This window comes from Flavobacterium anhuiense (assembly GCF_004151235.1).
GTDB lineage: Bacteria > Bacteroidota > Bacteroidia > Flavobacteriales > Flavobacteriaceae > Flavobacterium > Flavobacterium anhuiense_A.
On sequence record NZ_JUIV01000001.1, the window covers coordinates 617,439 to 634,547 of the forward strand.

General features: G+C 33.6%; 12 protein-coding genes and 1 other RNA gene. 9 read left to right on the forward strand and 4 right to left on the reverse strand.

The genetic code is table 11. From position 1 onward, the window contains the following. Window positions 1-31: 31 nt before the first annotated feature. A complete protein-coding gene (locus NU08_RS02650) occupies window positions 32-1,084 on the reverse strand; it encodes a glutaminyl-peptide cyclotransferase (RefSeq protein ID WP_129745732.1) in 1,053 nt (350 codons plus the stop codon). Window positions 1,085-1,172: 88 nt separating this feature from the next. Between NU08_RS02650 and ffs the strand changes: the two genes are divergently transcribed. From ffs to NU08_RS02675, 5 genes are all read left to right on the forward strand, one after another. Beyond that, window positions 1,173-1,270, forward strand: an RNA gene (gene ffs, locus NU08_RS02655) — signal recognition particle sRNA small type. Between the two features lie 178 nt (window positions 1,271-1,448). Further along, window positions 1,449-2,252, forward strand: coding sequence for an SDR family oxidoreductase (locus tag NU08_RS02660; protein ID WP_129745733.1), 804 nt, complete (start codon window positions 1,449-1,451; stop codon window positions 2,250-2,252). Window positions 2,253-2,256: 4 nt separating this feature from the next. Beyond that, window positions 2,257-2,448 (forward strand): hypothetical protein, encoded by a 192-nt coding sequence (locus tag NU08_RS02665; protein WP_129745734.1) that lies wholly within the window; start codon window positions 2,257-2,259, stop codon window positions 2,446-2,448. Window positions 2,449-2,697: 249 nt separating this feature from the next. Beyond that, the gene (gene fsa / locus NU08_RS02670) at window positions 2,698-3,354 is read left to right on the forward strand and encodes a fructose-6-phosphate aldolase (RefSeq protein ID WP_012026532.1); all 657 of its coding nucleotides are present in this window, start codon (window positions 2,698-2,700) and stop codon (window positions 3,352-3,354) included. A gap of 91 nt (window positions 3,355-3,445) precedes the next feature. Further along, window positions 3,446-3,943 (forward strand): hypothetical protein, encoded by a 498-nt coding sequence (locus NU08_RS02675; RefSeq protein WP_129745735.1) that lies wholly within the window; start codon window positions 3,446-3,448, stop codon window positions 3,941-3,943. Window positions 3,944-4,063: 120 nt separating this feature from the next. Here NU08_RS02675 and NU08_RS02680 read toward each other — a convergent pair whose 3' ends face one another. From NU08_RS02680 to NU08_RS02690, 3 genes are all read right to left on the reverse strand, one after another. Continuing rightward, the gene (locus tag NU08_RS02680) at window positions 4,064-5,533 is read right to left on the reverse strand and encodes an MFS transporter (protein ID WP_129745736.1); all 1,470 of its coding nucleotides are present in this window, start codon (window positions 5,531-5,533) and stop codon (window positions 4,064-4,066) included. Between the two features lie 175 nt (window positions 5,534-5,708). After that, on the reverse strand, window positions 5,709-6,410 hold the full coding sequence (locus NU08_RS02685; protein ID WP_129745737.1) for a LytR/AlgR family response regulator transcription factor: 702 nt from the start codon (window positions 6,408-6,410) through the stop codon (window positions 5,709-5,711). Continuing rightward, window positions 6,400-7,452: a sensor histidine kinase gene (locus tag NU08_RS02690; protein WP_129745738.1), complete on the reverse strand. Its 1,053-nt coding sequence runs from the start codon at window positions 7,450-7,452 to the stop codon at window positions 6,400-6,402. Before NU08_RS02690 ends, NU08_RS02685 begins: the two co-directional genes overlap by 11 nt. 278 nt (window positions 7,453-7,730) lie before the next feature. Between NU08_RS02690 and NU08_RS02695 the strand changes: the two genes are divergently transcribed. From NU08_RS02695 to NU08_RS02710, 4 genes are all read left to right on the forward strand, one after another. Continuing rightward, window positions 7,731-10,778: a SusC/RagA family TonB-linked outer membrane protein gene (locus tag NU08_RS02695; protein ID WP_129745739.1), complete on the forward strand. Its 3,048-nt coding sequence runs from the start codon at window positions 7,731-7,733 to the stop codon at window positions 10,776-10,778. A gap of 10 nt (window positions 10,779-10,788) precedes the next feature. Continuing rightward, on the forward strand, window positions 10,789-12,366 hold the full coding sequence (locus tag NU08_RS02700; protein WP_129745740.1) for a RagB/SusD family nutrient uptake outer membrane protein: 1,578 nt from the start codon (window positions 10,789-10,791) through the stop codon (window positions 12,364-12,366). 102 nt (window positions 12,367-12,468) lie between these two features. Next, on the forward strand, window positions 12,469-14,406 hold the full coding sequence (gene nagB, locus NU08_RS02705) for a glucosamine-6-phosphate deaminase (protein WP_129745741.1): 1,938 nt from the start codon (window positions 12,469-12,471) through the stop codon (window positions 14,404-14,406). 156 nt (window positions 14,407-14,562) lie between these two features. Then, the gene (locus tag NU08_RS02710; protein ID WP_129745742.1) at window positions 14,563-16,629 is read left to right on the forward strand and encodes a beta-N-acetylhexosaminidase; all 2,067 of its coding nucleotides are present in this window, start codon (window positions 14,563-14,565) and stop codon (window positions 16,627-16,629) included. Window positions 16,630-17,109 lie beyond the last annotated feature (480 nt).

Genomic DNA, 17,109 nt, shown 5'->3' on the forward strand with positions numbered 1-17,109 from the left:
GTGAAATTCGTAAAATTGTTTTGTTTTAGATTTATTCCGAAACAGTAATTTCAAACATTTTGCTCCAGTTTTTACCAGTCACAAAAATGGTTTTAGTTTTAGGATTGTATGCAATACCATTTAATACATCATCAGTTGTGATATCATTCATGGTTTTTCTTAAATCGGAAAGATTTAAAATTCCTTCGACAGCTCCGTTTTCAGGATTTACAACTGCAATAGCGTCTTTAAACCATACGTTTGTGTAAATTTTTCCGTTAATCCATTCTAGTTCGTTAACAGCTTTGATTTTTGAAGTTCCAGAATAAACATTAATGTAATCAATCATTTTTTGAGTATTTGGATCTACTTTCCAGATTTTTTCGGTTCCGTCAGTTTGATAGATATATTTTCCGTCATTCGTCATTCCCCAACCTTCAATATCTTTTTCGTAATCAAAAGTCTTTTCCAGTTTTAATGTTTTAGCATCGTAGATAAATCCTTTTTTGTTTTTATATGTTAACTGAAATAATTTGCCATTTATAAACGTAATTCCTTCTCCAAAATATTGTTTATCAAGATCAATTTGTTTGAAAACTTTACCCGTTTTATAATCGTATTTTTTTATAAATGAAGCGCCTTCTTGTCCAGTGCTTTCATATAAAGTATCGTTGTAAAATTCAAACCCTTCCGTAAAAGCTGTTGTATCATGTGGAAAAGTGTTTACAATTTTATAGTTTAATAATTTAGGTTCGATATCAGATACAACTTCAATTCTTTTAGTAGCATCAGAAAAATCTCCTCCAAAATAAACAGTAGCTTTTAGGTATTGGTAGCCTAATTTTTGATCTTTTAATTCAAATTTAAATTTTTCGGCACCTTTTGTACCTCCAACTCTTTTATCATTTATAAAGTAAGCAATGCTGTCGATTTCTTTCGAATTTGGGTTTAAAACTCCGATTGAAAGCGATTCTTTTTGTGTAAAATGGGCTGGAAAAGCAGAATCATCGATAGTAAATAAAGAATTTTCACCTTTATTTTTTTCTTTACATCCAATTAATGTGATTCCTAATAAAATGACAGCTAGGAAGTTATATTTTTTCATAGTTTAAAATTTCAATATGCCAATATACGACGTTATTTTTATAGCAACAAAGGTCTTGCAAAAATATAAAAAGGTTGTATATTTGCACCGGCAAGTCCTACACGACCAGCTCCTGCAGACTCCCCCAGGATGGGAACATAGCAAGGGTACGTGGTTGAGCGGTGCGATGTAGGTCGCTTGCCATTTTTTTTAGAATTTAATTAGTTTGTAATCTTCCTTATCAGGAGGATTTTTTTATTTTTGACCCAATCTGAAGTTAGATGTTGTTGGTTAAAAGTTAAATATTGAGCATTTTATGTACTGTTCAAAATATTACCATTCTCCAAAACTCATAACTCAAAATTCATAACTTATAACTAAAAAAATGAGCAAAGTCGTTTTAATTACCGGAGGATCATCAGGAATTGGAAAATCTATTGGTGAATTTTTACACCAGAAAGGTTTCGTTGTTTACGGAACGAGCAGAAATCCTGAGAAAGTTTTAAATTCAGTTTTTCCTTTGGTTGCATTAGATGTTCGAAATTCTGATTCTATTAAAACTGCTGTAAACCGAATTATTGAAACTTCTGGAAGATTAGACATTGTCATCAATAATGCTGGAGTAGGAATCACAGGACCATTAGAAGAAATTCCGATAGAAGAAATTCGAAATAATTTTGAAACGAACTTTTTCGGTCCAATTGAAGTTATGAAAGCTGCACTTCCGCAAATGCGTAAGCAGAATTCGGGACTTATTATTAATATTACTTCAATTGCTGGTTATATGGGACTTCCGTATAGAAGTGTTTATTCGGCATCAAAAGGAGCTTTAGAGTTGATTACTGAAGCTTTAAGAATGGAAGTAAAAGCTTTTGGAATTGAAATTACAAATGTTGCGCCTGGAGATTTTGCAACTAATATTGCAGCTGGACGCTATCATGCGCCAGTTATAAAAGATTCGGCTTACGAAAAGGTGTATGGAGAAGTTCTAGCAACTATGAATGATCATGTTGATGCAGGAAGCAATCCAAATGAAATGGCAGAAGCGGTTTATAAAATCATTCAAACCAAAAAACCTAATGTGCATTATAAAGTGGGGGCTTTTATGCAGAAGTTTTCGATTGTATTAAAACGTGCTCTTCCGGATAAAATGTACGAGAAGATGCTTATGAATCATTATAAATTATAAAATTATGGAAAAGATTGCCGAATATTTACCAGCTGTTTTTGGCGTGTTAGTTTTACTGATTATTTGGTTTGTAATTCGTAGGATATTAGGAGCGGTAAGCGATAAGATAAATAATTCAGAAAGTTACAAAGAAGATACTTTAAGAGTTTTGGAAGAAATCCGGGATGAATTGAAAGAACTAAACAGAAATAAATAATTTACGGTTTGTAAATATTTTGTGAATTTTTGTATAATTTACAAATTGATCTCGTTTTTGAAATTGTTATTGGTATTGATTTCGTAATTTTGCAGCTGCGTTTGCGTGAGGGATAGGAGTAAACTACCGAAGTAGTACGGATAGCCCGACCGGATTTGAAAAAGGCGCTTGTAAGCGGTTTGATTGGTGCGCCTTTTGCAAATCTGGTCACGCCCAGAATAAATCAACACAATTTAAATAATATAAATTATGAAATTTTTTATTGACACAGCTAATTTAGCTCAAATTAAAGAAGCACAAGCTTTAGGTGTTTTGGATGGTGTAACAACTAATCCGTCATTAATGGCAAAAGAAGGAATCACTGGAAAAAACAATATCTTAAAGCATTATGTTGATATTTGCAATCTTGTTGAAGGTGATGTAAGTGCTGAAGTTAATGCTCTTGACTTTGAAGGTATGGTTAAAGAGGGCGAGGAGCTAGCTGAATTACATGAGCAAATCGTTGTAAAACTTCCTATGACTAAGGAAGGTGTTATGGCAGCTAAATATTTTTCTGATAAAGGAATTAAAACTAACGTAACGCTTGTTTTCTCTGTGGGACAAGCTATTTTGGCAGCAAAAGCTGGAGCAACCTATGTTTCTCCGTTTGTTGGCCGTTTGGATGATATTTCTACTGACGGATTAAACTTAATCCAAGAAATTAGAGAGGTTTATGATAACTATGGTTACGAAACTCAAATTTTAGCAGCTTCTGTGCGTCACACAATGCATATTGTAAACTGTGCAAAAATTGGTGCTGATGTTATGACTGGACCTCTTTCTGCAATTTACGGTTTATTGAAACACCCATTAACAGATATCGGTTTAGCTCAATTCGTAGCTGACTTCGAAAAAGGAAATAAATAATCCTTAGATATTTACAAAATTAAAATCGTCTTTTTTCTAACGAGAAAGGGCGATTTTTTTTACTTTTATATTGAATCTTAAATAGTTAAATATGAAAGTTATCTTATTTATGTTGTCTTTTTTTGTTGCGAGTTTCTCAATAAACGCCCAAGCCGCTAAAGTTATTACTTCGGTAAATGAGGCTGGAGATGTTGCAACTTATGAGTTGGATTGTTCGGTAAAATTTCAAACCCTTGCTAAAGGTCTTCGGTATAATATTACGAGACATGAGTTTAAAGGCCCGGAATTGAAAAACTCGTACCGCCTTTTGCTGGTAATGGATGGGTTTTATTCGAAAACATTAAATAGTGAAATGACAATCTCGGCAGTTTTAAGCGATGGCACGAAAATAGAAGCTAGAAAAACGATAGAAGATGATGGTTTCTTTGATGGAGCTTGCACCTTAAAAATAAAAGATCCGAAAGCGCTTTTAAATGCCGATATTGATAAGATAATAGTACATGCGGACAAAGATGTCGTTTATCCTTTATCGGCTCAGAATAAAGCTATTTTTAAGAAGAATTTGAGTAATATTATTAATGCTAAGTAAAAGCGGCTAAGTTTCTGAGATACTGAGATTCTAAGTTTTTACTTTTTTTTGAAATAAAAAAATCCAAATTCCAGTTTTACTTGGAATTTGGATTTTTTATATATTGGAATTTTTTAATTTTTAGTGTCCTCCGCCAGCGCTTTCGATGTGGCTGATTCCTTGTTTTTTCAAGATTTTAGGGCAATAGAAACCATAGAAACCTAAATAAGCAAAACCGATAAGCGGTACAATATATGAGAAATGTGTATATGTGATGCCAAAAATTCCGTTTGGATTTGTAGCGTCTAAATCACAGATACTTCCTTGTAATAATGGAATTACTCCACCACCAAGAATCATCATGATTAAGAAAGATGATGCTTTTCCTGTGTTTTTTCCTAATCCTGCAATCGCTAAATCGAAGATTGAAGGCCACATGATAGATAAGAACAATCCTCCAGAAATAAAGAAGAATTTAGCAATTTCTGGGTCTGGCCAAGCCAATCCTAAAACCATCATCGTCAATCCTGAAATTCCGAAAAGCATTAATGTTTTTCCAGCGTTTTTACCACCAACAAAACTTACAGCAATAAATAGTAAAATCCAGATTGGGTAGATGTAGAATGAAGAAACGTCGTGAGCAGCAAAGATATTTGCTCCGATAATTACTCCAAATGCAGCAGCAGGCACAATAAATTTAAGAGCCGTATTTACCAAGTTAGAAGTGTTGAAAACATTTACTCCACCATTCCAACGGCCGATCATTAAACTTCCCCAGTAGAGTGCGATAAATGGTGCAACTGCGTCTTCTAAGATGTTTCCAAATTCGTGTGTGTGTAGTAAAGCGGGCAAGTTACTGATGATAGTTACCTCAGTTCCAACATAAATAAAAATCCCTAACATTCCCAAGTATAATTGCGGATAGTCAAGGATGTTAAAAGTGCTGTGTTTGTCTTTGATGATTGCTTCTTCCTCTTTTACAGGATCTTCAATTTTAGAAAAGTTCATGAAAACGGCAACAGCAATAAATGCAAGACCTAAAATGATGAATGGCAGTTTAATATCTTCTAATGAAAGCGCTGTTTTTTTGTTGTCTCCCATTCCGAATAAAGCGATACCTAACAAGATAGCTCCGATTGTTGTTCCAAAAGAGTTGATTCCTCCTGCAAGCGTTAGACGGTGCGCTCCAGTTTCCGGACTTCCCATTTTAATGGCTAACGGGTTTGCTACAATTTGCTGGATTGAGAATCCTAAACCTACTGTAAATAAAGCTGTTAAGAAGAAGGGGAAGCTTTGGATTGTAGCCGCTGGAACAAATAAAAACGAACCTACGGCAGATAAAACTAAACCTGCAGATAGTGTTCTTTTGTAACCGTATTTTTGTAAAACGTCTACTTTTAAAGAAACGATAAAGAATATAATTGATCCAACAAAATAAGCTGCATAGAAAGCCCAAGCTACTAATTGAGATTGTACTTGCGATAACGTAAATACTTTTTTGAATACTGGAATCAGGATGTCATTGGCTGACCCAACAAAACCCCAAAAGAAGAAGACGATTATCAAAGAGATAAATTGCCCCCATTTGGTTTGCACATTTTCTGAACTCATAATAATAAGGTTAATTTTTTATTTTATTGTTTTTTGAAGACCGTAAATATATTTGTTAGGATTATCAAAAAAAAATAAAAAGGTATAAATAATGTTAAATTTAAACCAACGACTATGTTTTTTCAACAAAGTGTTAATTTTAACCCACTTAGAAAATGTAATTCGTAATTATATTTTATTCCAATATCTTGTTTTTAACCTCTTTGCTGTAGTTTCTGCCTATCGGAATGTTGTAAGATTGAATTTGAACGCGGTTTCCTTCTATAGATTTTACCTTATTTAGAGCAATTACATAAGATTTATGTATTCTAAGAAAGCGATCTTGAGGTAATTCTTCTGAGAGCGATGTAAGAGATTTATGTGTAATATAGGTTTTGTCTGGCGTAACAACTTTTATATATTCTTTCATTCCTTCAACAAATAGAATTTCTTCAATATTAATTTTCATCATTTTTTTATCGACTTTAATAAAAATATGAGAATCGCCTTTTGCGGTTTCAACTTTAATATTGTTTTTGAGATTGTATTCGGTGGTTATTTTATTGATGCATTTTATAAATCTTGGCAGTGGAATCGGCTTGACCAAATAATCTAGAACATCCAAATCATAACTTTCGGCGGCAAATTCTCTAAAAGCAGTGGTAATGATAACTTTAGTTTTATTTTCAATAAGACTGATAAGTTCAAAACCAGTCATCATGGGCATGTTAATATCTAAAAAGACGGCATCGACAACAGTGCTATTAATAAAATCGAGCGCTTCCAGAGAGTTAGTGAATGTTGCTATAACTTCAAAGTCTGTAAAATTGGTAAAATAATTTTCCAAGACTTTAATAGCTAAAGGCTCATCATCAATTAACACGCATTTAATTTTCATTCTGGGTTGGTATTTGTAATCTGATTATGTAGAAATTTAATTTGGTTTGGTGTTTAAGGCTAAAATTGTTTTTGTAAATCAGTTTCAGTCTCTTTTTTGTATTGACTAAACCAATTCCTCTCTTTGGATTATGATTTTGTGAAATTACAAAATTATTTAAGATTTCAAAATCGAGTATTTTGTTATCGATAACTCTGCAATTGATTTTTATTTTTAAGTTTTTGTTATTCAAGCCACCATGCTTGAATGCATTTTCTACCAATGAAATAAAAATTAGAGGAGGTACAACAACGTCATCTATGTTTGATTCTAAATTTATGGTCACTTCAACATTCTCAAAACGGAGTTTTTCAATTTCGATATAATTCTGAATATAATCGATTTCCTTTATTAACGGAACGAATTTAGTTCCCTTTACATCATATAAAACATATTCCATTAAATTGGAAAGTTTTATGATTACATCAGGAACTTTTTTGGATGATTCTAATGATAGTGCGTATAAGTTGTTTAATGTATTAAAGAAAAAATGTGGCTGAATTTGATTTTCGAGGTATTTAAGTTTAATCTTAAATTGGTTTTCTCTTAGCGATCTGTTTCTTTCTCTTTCTCGTAACCATGTCAGCGTCAGATAAACTGATGATGCCATTGCTAGTACATACAACTCTCCAATACAAACGGCAACTATATGATTAATTTCAAAAGGATGATATTCTCTGTTGGCTTCTGGCCATATATTTTCAGATATTATATAATAGGTCAGGGCAGTTTTAGCCAAATAAATCCCAAACAAACTTAGAAGCAATAAAAATGTATACATAATATATTTTTGCTTCAATACATACTTCGGAACCAAGACAAATAAATTCAGATACACTAAAGGAATAACCAGAGAAAATTCAATTAGGTTTGATTTGAAAGAATAAGGGTAATCATTAAAGTAAGCACCCCATCTTAAAAAGTTTAAAGTAAAGTATACTCCCCAAAACCAAACATGATTTTGCAGTTTAATATCAAATTTAACTTTTCGTATTTCTTTCAACTGGCTTTAGGTTCTTTACGAGATTTTGGGTTTTTCTTAACAATAATGAAATATTGTGCAACTTTAAACAATTAACTGCAAAAAGCCAATTTTTTTGAATAAAATTTCGCAAAAAAAGGATATTGGTGCTTAATTTTTGTATTAGAACGTTTTCGTAAAGCGTATTATTGAATGATTTATGTCGTTCGTTTAAATTTTATTGCTGTTGGTTTAATTTATTTTTTTTAACAATGCCTTAAGAATAATTTTACTTCATAACTAACAAAATAAAAATAAACATGAAAAAAATTTTCTTAATCTTTATGATTGTTTTTACGGCGCAAGTTTCGCTTGCACAAGTAAAAAGTGTCAAAGGTGTGATTACAGATTCTGATGGTATGCCATTACCAGGGGCTTCTGTTGCTGTACAAGGAGGTCAAAAGGGAACAACTACCGATTTTGACGGATTGTATACTATTGAAGTTCAAAAAGGTCAGAGTTTAGTATTTACTTATGTAGGACTAGAAACTCAGACAATAGTTGTAGGAGATGCATCTACAATTAATGTGAAGATGGTTCAAGGAGCATCAAATGCATTAAACGAAGTTGTTGTAACTTCTTTAGGTCTTAAGAAAACAAGAAAATCTTTGACATATGCAGCTCAAGAACTTAAAGGAGAGGAGTTGACTCGTGTAAAAGATGCCAACGTTATTAATACAATTGCAGGTAAAGTTGCGGGTGTTGCGGTGACAAAAAGTTCTGGAGGTACTGGAGGATCTACAAAAGTTGTAATTCGTGGTAACTCTTCTATCATGAATAGCCAGCCTCTTTATGTTATTGATGGTATTCCTTTGTATAATGGAAGTTCAAACCAGCCAAACGATTCTTTTGGTAGTACAGCTGGTGGTAACCGTGATGGTGGAGATACTGTTTCTTTAATTAATCCAGACGATTACGAAGGTATGACTGTACTTAAAGGTGCGGCTGCTTCTGTGTTGTATGGATCTCAAGGAGCAAATGGTGTAATCTTACTTTCTTCTAAAAAAGTGAAAGAAAACACTGGAAATTTAGCAATTTCTTCTGTTACAACTTTCGAATCTGTTCATTCATTGCCAAAATTTCAATATGAATATGGAACGCCTGGCGCTCAGTATTCTTGGGGAGGAAAAGTGCAATCAAATGATTTTGTGAAAGATTTCTTTAATACAGGTGTTACACAAATTACTTCTGCAGCATTTACAACAGGAACAGATATTTCTAGTACAAGCATCTCTTATGCTAATACGACAGCTTCTGGGGTTATTGAAGGGAATGGGTTAAAGAAAAACAACTTTGGAATTCGTCAAACAGGTAAATTTTTCAATAATAGATTAACCGTTTCGGCAGATGCAAAATACACAAGCCAAACTATTAATAACAGACCTGTAAACGGGCTTTATTCAAATCCTTTAACAGGAGTATATTTGTTTCAAAGAGGAAATGATTTTAATTATTATAAGGATAATTACGAAACATTTATACCTAATCTAAATCTTTATGGCCAAAATTTTTATACTCCGTTAAATACAGATATTTATGTTCAAAACCCATATTGGTTAATTAACAGAAACAAATCTGTAGATAAAGACAATTTCTTTAACGGAAACCTTGCTGTAGATTTTAAAGCTAACAATTGGTTAAGCATTGGAGCAAGATATAGCTACAACAGAATCGAAAATGATTTTGACAAAAGAATCTATGCTACAACAAACACTTCCTTATCTAATGTAAATGGTAGATATATTAATGTAGCTACATTAAGTACACAACGTTACGCAGATTTAATTGCAAAAATCAATACTAATTTCAGCGAAAACTTCAGTTTTAATGCTATAGTAGGTACAAGTGTCAATAATACATTAGCTAATCATGCTACGACATTAGACTCTGGTATTACTGGTGGACTTGCTAATGCTAATTTATTTACTTTAGGTAATTTTGTGCGAGCAAATGGTGTAGATGACTTAAGTGTTCAGACTACTGGTTCTTCAAGAGAAGTTCAGTCAATATTTGCTTCTGCTACTTTCGGATACAAAAATATGCTGTACTTAGATGTTACTGGACGCAACGATTGGTCTTCTACTTTAGTAAATACAGATACTCCGTCATATTTCTACCCATCTGTGGGAGTTACAGCTATTATTAGCGAAATGGCGACTTTACCTGAATGGATTAACTTTGGAAAAGTAAGAGGAACTTATGCACAAGTTGGTAATGACGTTTCTGCTTTTGTAACTTCTCCAAAATCAACTGTTCAAGGTGGGCAAATTTTTCCTCCTACAGTAGGACCAAGACCAGGAGAATCATTAAAACCAGAATTAAAATCAGAATTTGAATTTGGTACTGAGTGGAGAATGTTCAACAACAGATTAGGTTTTGAAATTTCATACTACAACTCAGAAACGAAAAATCAATACATTCAAGTTCCAGCTCCTGCAACAAACCCGTACGGTTATACAAATTACGGAATTAATGCTGGTAGTATTGCAAACCAAGGTATAGAGCTTGTTGTTAGCGGAAAAATTATTGAGGGACAAAAGTTTTCATGGGAAACTATGGTAAATTATTCTCACAATAAAAATAAAGTAAAAGAAATTCCAGAAGAATTAGGAGGTACTATTCCTTTAACTCCAGTAAACAACATCAATTATAGATATGCCTTAACTGAAGGAAGACCATTTGGTGTTATCGAAGGAAAAGGTATTGTTAGAAATGACAAGGGAGAAATGGTTTTAAATGCTGAGAAGAAACCAGTTGTTGAAGCTGATTTCCATGAAGTTGGTAATGCAAACCCAGATTTCATGTTAGGTTGGTCAAACACATTTAAATTTGGTTCTTTTACAGCTAACTTCTTGATTGATGGACGTTTTGGAGGAGATGTAATGAGTATTACGGAATCTATGAATGATTTTTATGGAGTATCAAAAAGATCTGGAGATGCAAGAAATGCAGGTGGTGTTGCTGTGAATGCAGTTATGCCTGATGGAACAAAGGTAACTTCGATACCTGCACAAGATTATTACAATGCAGTTGGAGGTCTTAATGGGGCAACTGCTGAATATGTATATGATGCTACAAACGTAAGTTTAAGAGAAGTTTCACTTGGTTATACTTTCAATAAAAAAGCTATTCCATTTGTTAATACAGCAACTTTATCATTAATAGCAAGAAATTTATTTTTCTTTTATAAAGATGCTCCATTCGATCCAAACATTGCTTTAAGTACAGGTCAAGGTTTACAAGGAGTTGATATTTATGGTCTGCCATCAACAAGAAGTATCGGTCTTAATTTAAATGTAACTTTCTAATTAAAACATCATGAAAACAAATAATATAAAAAAATCACTAATCTGTTTAGGTCTTTTGACTTTAGTTGGTTGTACAGATAATTTTGATGAGATCAATAGTAATCCCGATGGTTTTACACAAGAGGAAGTAACGCAAGATTTTAATCATATCAGAGGACCTTTTAAAGGTATGTTTGAAAATGTAATGGTAAATACTCCAGGTTGGAAGTATCAAGTTGCGATTGATTTATCTGGTAATACTTGGGGAGGTTATACGACAGCACCCGGTTTTGATGGAGCTAATAACCTTTCATATGCGCTTTCTGATAACTGGAACCTTTGGGGATGGGAAGCTATTTATGCGCAAGTTATGGCAAACTATTTGAAAGTTGAAAGAGAGGCAAAAGGTAAATATGATCAATTTTATGCGCTTGCTACGATTATAAAAGTACAAACTTTGCATAAAGCAGCAGACACTTGGGGACCAATTGTGTATTCAAAACTAGGTACTACAGATGCTGCAATTGGGTACGATTCTCAGGAAGAAGCTTATGCTTTAATGTTTAAAGATTTAGATTTTGCTGTTGCAGAATTAACAAAAAGAGTTGATGCTGGAGAAAAAACCTCTTTTGCTGGTACAGATCGTTCAACATACGATGGAGATTATACTAAATGGGTTAGATATGCAAACTCTTTGCGTTTGAGATTAGCAATGCGTGTTGTAAAAGTTAATCCTACCTTGGCTAAGACAGAAGCAGAAAAAGCTATTAGCCAAAAATTTGGAGTTATGACGTCTGCAGGCGATAGTTTTATTGTTGTTAAAGATGTGGCACAGCATCCGTTGAGAGTTGCTGCGTACGATTATAACGATAGCCGTATGTCTGCTGATATGGAGTCAATTATGGGAGGATATAATGATCCTAGAATGAAAGTTTATTTTGAAGAATCTGAACAATTTCCAGGAGAATACAAAGGAATCCGCACAGGTGGTAATCTTGGAGATAAATCAAAACATTTAAAGTTTTCAAATTTTGGTAAAGTTGTAGCTAAAGATAAGCAAGTTGTTTGGATGAACGCTGCTGAAGTATATTTCTTAAGAGCAGAAGGAGCTTTAAGAGGCTGGAATATGGGTGGGGACGCTGCAACATTCTATAAAGCAGGTATTACAGCTTCTTTCGATCAGCTTTCTACTGGTGGTGCTGCAGATTATATTGCTGACAATGTAAAAGTTGCTAAAGATTATGTAGATCCAGTTGCTCCATTCAACAGTGGTTTAGCTGTAAATAAAGTTACAGTTGCTTGGGATGAAACTGCAAGCAATGAAGTGAAATTGCAAAAAATCATTACTCAAAAATGGATTGCTAATTTCCCTGACGGTATGGAAGCTTGGGCTGAACACCGCAGAACTGGTTACCCAAAATTATTGCCAATTCTTAACAACCAAAGTGCTGGTGCAATCACTACTGAATATGGTGTACGAAGAATAAACTTTGTATCTACTGAAAAAGACGGAAATCCAGAAGGTCTTAAAACAGGTATTGCAAAACTTAACGGACCTGATAACGGTGGAACAAGAACTTGGTGGGATGTTAACGCTCCAAATTTCTAAAAACGAGAATATTAAGTTTGGTTAGTAGTATGGTATAGATGGTGAAAGCTGTCTATACCATATCTTAAAGCCAAAAGGGTAACTACTACAAAAAAGAAAAAAATGAAAAGTGCTTTAGAAATAAAACCTGATATTAGTTACAAAAGCGCTGGAAAATTTGAAGAAACTCGTTTTGAGAAAATTCATAACGAGATTTTCAAAAGTTCTATTGAAGCTTCTGTAATTGTAGCACAGGAAATTGCGCAGCTTATTAGATCTAAGCAGGAAAAAAATAAATCTTGTGTTTTAGGTTTAGCAACAGGTTCTTCTCCGATCAAAGTTTATGAGGAACTAGTGCGAATGCACAGAGAAGAAGGACTAAGTTTTAGCAATGTAATCACCTTTAATCTGGATGAATATTATCCAATGACTAAGGAGAATAATCAGAGCTATCATTATTTCATGCATGAGCATCTTTTTAATCATATTGATATCAAACCTGAAAATATTAATATTCCTGATGGTACAGTGGCAATTGATGAAATTAATCAATACTGTATTGATTATGAAATGAATATTAAAAACGCTGGTGGCCTTGATTTTCAGTTATTAGGAATTGGACGTACAGGACACGTAGGGTTTAATGAGCCAGGTTCGCATATTAATTCAGGAACAAGAATTATCACTTTGGATCATATCACAAGAGTCGATGCTTCATCTGCTTTTAATGGTATTGATAATGTGCCGAAACGTGCCATAACAATGGGAGTTTCGACTATTCTGAGATCAAAACGTATTGTTTTGATGGCTTGGGGACAGAATAAAGCAGATATTATCAAAAGAACTATTCAAGGCGATATCAGTTCAGAAGTTCCGGCTACATTTTTACAAAATCATCCAAATGCAACTTTTGTTTTAGATCAGTCTGCAGCTTCAGAATTAACTCGTTTTAAAACACCTTGGTTAGTTGGTGAATGCCTTTGGACACCTGAATTAAAAAGTAAAGCGATTGTTTGGCTTTGCCAAAAGACAAAACAGTCTATTTTAAAATTGACAGACCGTGATTATAACAATAACGGAATGTCTGATCTTTTGGCTCAAGAAGGTTCTGCTTATGATATGAACATTAACATGTTTAATATCTTACAGCATACCATTACCGGATGGCCAGGAGGAAAACCAAACACAGATGATTCATTTCGTCCAGAAAGGGCAAATCCGGCAAAAAAGAGAGTAATCCTTTTTAGTCCGCACCCTGATGACGATGTGATTTCTATGGGAGGAACATTTTCAAAATTAATCAAGCAAGGACACGATGTTCATGTGGTGTACCAAACTTCAGGAAATATTGCCGTTTCAGATGATGAAGCGTTAAAATTTGCAGAAGTTGCCAGTGATTTTATCGGAGAAGGTCAAGCAGATATCAACTTCAAATCGGTTATCGAGTTTTTAAATAACAAATCTGAAAACCAAATCGATTCTTTAGAAGTTCGAAAATTAAAAGGGCTTATCAGAAGAAGAGAATCTTACGGAGCGACAAGATACATCGGGTTGAAAGATGAAAATACCCACTTTTTGGATCTTCCTTTTTATGAAACAGGACAAGTTAAAAAGAATCCGTTAGGACCAGAAGATATTGCTATTGTAAAAGATATCATTGCCAAAATAAAACCGCATCAGGTTTTTGCTGCTGGAGATTTGGCAGATCCGCACGGAACTCATGAAGTTTGTCTAAATGCCATTTTTGCCGCATTAAAAGAACTTAAACCAGAACCATACATGAACGATTGTTGGTTGTGGCTTTATAGAGGCGCTTGGCACGAATGGGATATTCATGAAATAGATATGGCCGTTCCGTTAAGTCCATCAGAAGTTTTATTGAAACGTCATGCCATTTTACACCACCAGTCTCAAAAAGATAGAGTGATGTTTCAAGGAAATGACTCTCGTGAATTCTGGGTTAGGGCAGAAGATCGGAACAAAAACACAGCCATATTATACGATGAATTAGGTTTGGCTGAGTATGAAGCGATTGAAGCCTTTAAGCGTTTTGACTACTAAAATTTTTTTCCGATTCATTTTATAATGAATCAAATAGCAAAATTCAGATTGATCTCATTGCGAAAGTGAGGTAAAAGCTGGAATCATTCTGAGTTTTGTTTTTTTATATAAATTTTGGATACTTATTAAAAACTATCCAACCAAAAAAAAAGAAAAATGAAATATCTATTTGTATTATTATTTGCTGGCATATCTGCAGGTGCTCAAGTCCAGAAAGAGCAGCTGAATCTTATGCCTTGGCCTCAGAATGTTGTTATTAATGAAGGTAATTTTAATTTAAGCAAAAATTTTAAAGTAAACATTACTGGAAATCCAAATCCAAGAATTTTTGGAGGAGTAACTCGTTTTTTGCGCCGTTTAGATGGTAGAACAGGTATATTTTTCGAGCAAGGTTTTATTGAAAAATTAAATGAAGTTCCAAATGCGGAATTACAGATTAATTGCACCAAAAGCGGTAAAATTGGTTTGTACGAAGACGAAAGTTATCATTTAGATATCACTTCAAACAAAATCACTTTAAACGCTTCAAGTGATTTAGGAGCTTTGCATGGTTTAGAGACATTATTGCAAATGCTTCAAAACAATTCAAAAACATTTTATTTTCCAGCTTCAAAAATTTCAGATTTCCCAAGATTTACATGGAGAGGTTTAATGATGGATGTTTCAAGACATTTTCAGCCAATTGATGTAGTTAAGAGAAATATTGATGCATTGGCAGCAATGAAAATGAATGTTTTTCATTGGCACTTGGTTGACGATCAAGGCTGGAGAATTGAAATGAAAAAACATCCAAGATTTACGCAAGTAGCTTCGGATGGAATGTATTACACACAAGAGGAAATTAAAAATATCGTAAAATATGCCGATGAGCGCGGTATTTTAATTGTTCCAGAAATAGATGTTCCGGGTCACGGATCTGCAATCTTAACAGCTTATCCAGAAATTGGAAGCAAAGCGATTACGCTGACAGGAGGAACATCCGAAAAAAATATTCAAGGTACAGCAATTGCTACCTATGGAATTGAAAGAAATGCTGGGATTTTTTCGCCAACATTAGATCCTTCAAATCCTAAAACATACCAGCTTTTAAGCGAAGTTTTTGATGAGGTTTGTCCGTTGTTTCCTGGCGCTTATTTCCATATTGGAGGAGATGAAAACGAAGGAAAAGACTGGGATGCAAACCCTAAAATTCAAGAATTCAAAAAGAAACATAATTTAAAAACCAACCACGAACTGCAAACGTATTTCACAATGCAATTGGCTCCGATGTTAAAGAAACACGGAAAACAATTGATGGGTTGGGAAGAAATTTTAACCAAAGATTTATCTAAAGAGGCCATTGTACATTCTTGGAGAGGTCCAAACGAAGGAATGCCAGCAGGACAATCTCTTGTTGATGCCGTTAAAAAAGGATATAAAACAGTTTTATCAAACGGATATTATATCGATTTGATGTATCCAATTGCAAGTCATTACTTAAACGATCCAATGCCAAAAGGAGCTAATTTAACCAGTGACGAAAAAGCAAGAATTCTGGGAGGTGAAGCTACAATGTGGACAGAATTGGTTACCCCAACAACTATTGATTCTAGAATTTGGCCAAGAACTGCTGCAATTGCAGAAAGATTATGGTCGGCAGAAGATGTAGTAGATGTTGAGAATATGCGCAAACGTTTAGAGAATATTTCTTTTAGATTAGAAGAATTGGGCATTACACATATTCGTAATAAAGATGTGATTTTAAGAAACATTGCAAACAATCAAGATATCAAATCATTGGAAGAATTCTCTAATGTAAGCGAACCATTGAAAGGATATACTCGAAATAAAGGGGGAACAGAGTATCAAATGTATTCTCCATTTACCTTGTTTGCAGACGCTTGCGGGCCAGACGCAAAAGATGCTCTTGCATTTGACGCAGCTGTAAATCAATATTTAACAAATAAATCGGCAGACAATAAAGCCAAAGTAGCTGCATTTTTTACAAAATGGATTGCAGTTCATAAAGGATTAACAGAATTAAGCAATAACGCACCGTTGGTGCAGCCAATATTACCATTGTCTAAAAAATTAAATGATGCTTCTCAGGAATTATTATTGGTTTTAGATAATAAATCAACTTTAGCGCCTGCAGATCTGAAAAAATTGATTGAACAATGCAATACAAAAGATCATGCAGATGTAGAACTGTCTGTTTATGAGAGTTTAAAGAAATTAATTTAGAGTTGGATTTGAATTAGTATTTAGTACGTTTTTGAGTTACTAATGTTTTTTTAGAGTGATAATTATCTCTGCCATATTTATGGCAGGGGTAATTACAATGACAACTTTGAATTTTTAGAACAAACACATCAGAAATAATCAGTAAAAATTTTTAAAAAAAATAACCAATAACGGAGTATTAACCTTTTAAAAACCAAATAGAAAGAATACCACAAAACATGACAATAAAAGAGTATAGATTGATGAGTAGTCCCAAATTTATCATTTGTATTTAACATTAATTTTTTAAAAATTATAAATAAATATCAATCACTACTATTGGCTAATGATTATGTATGAATCAGTAATAGTAATATTTATCTATAGAATTTAATTTGAGTTTATTTCCAATCGACCGCAGCCTTCCAACCTGCAGTTGAGCGAAACCCAGAAGCTAAAAGCTGCTGTGTCCAATTACTTATTTTCTATTAACTAAATATT

What these genes read in the sequence shown, in the direction of transcription:
- NU08_RS02650 (WP_129745732.1), bottom strand. Translation starts at nt 1,084, where the DNA reads ATGAAAAAATATAACTTCCTAGCTGTCATTTTATTAGGAATCACATTA.
- NU08_RS02660 (WP_129745733.1), top strand. Translation starts at nt 1,449, where the DNA reads ATGAGCAAAGTCGTTTTAATTACCGGAGGATCATCAGGAATTGGAAAA.
- NU08_RS02665 (WP_129745734.1), top strand. Translation starts at nt 2,257, where the DNA reads ATGGAAAAGATTGCCGAATATTTACCAGCTGTTTTTGGCGTGTTAGTT.
- fsa (WP_012026532.1), top strand. Translation starts at nt 2,698, where the DNA reads ATGAAATTTTTTATTGACACAGCTAATTTAGCTCAAATTAAAGAAGCA.
- NU08_RS02675 (WP_129745735.1), top strand. Translation starts at nt 3,446, where the DNA reads ATGAAAGTTATCTTATTTATGTTGTCTTTTTTTGTTGCGAGTTTCTCA.
- NU08_RS02680 (WP_129745736.1), bottom strand. Translation starts at nt 5,533, where the DNA reads ATGAGTTCAGAAAATGTGCAAACCAAATGGGGGCAATTTATCTCTTTG.
- NU08_RS02685 (WP_129745737.1), bottom strand. Translation starts at nt 6,410, where the DNA reads ATGAAAATTAAATGCGTGTTAATTGATGATGAGCCTTTAGCTATTAAA.
- NU08_RS02695 (WP_129745739.1), top strand. Translation starts at nt 7,731, where the DNA reads ATGAAAAAAATTTTCTTAATCTTTATGATTGTTTTTACGGCGCAAGTT.
- NU08_RS02700 (WP_129745740.1), top strand. Translation starts at nt 10,789, where the DNA reads ATGAAAACAAATAATATAAAAAAATCACTAATCTGTTTAGGTCTTTTG.
- nagB (WP_129745741.1), top strand. Translation starts at nt 12,469, where the DNA reads ATGAAAAGTGCTTTAGAAATAAAACCTGATATTAGTTACAAAAGCGCT.
- NU08_RS02710 (WP_129745742.1), top strand. Translation starts at nt 14,563, where the DNA reads ATGAAATATCTATTTGTATTATTATTTGCTGGCATATCTGCAGGTGCT.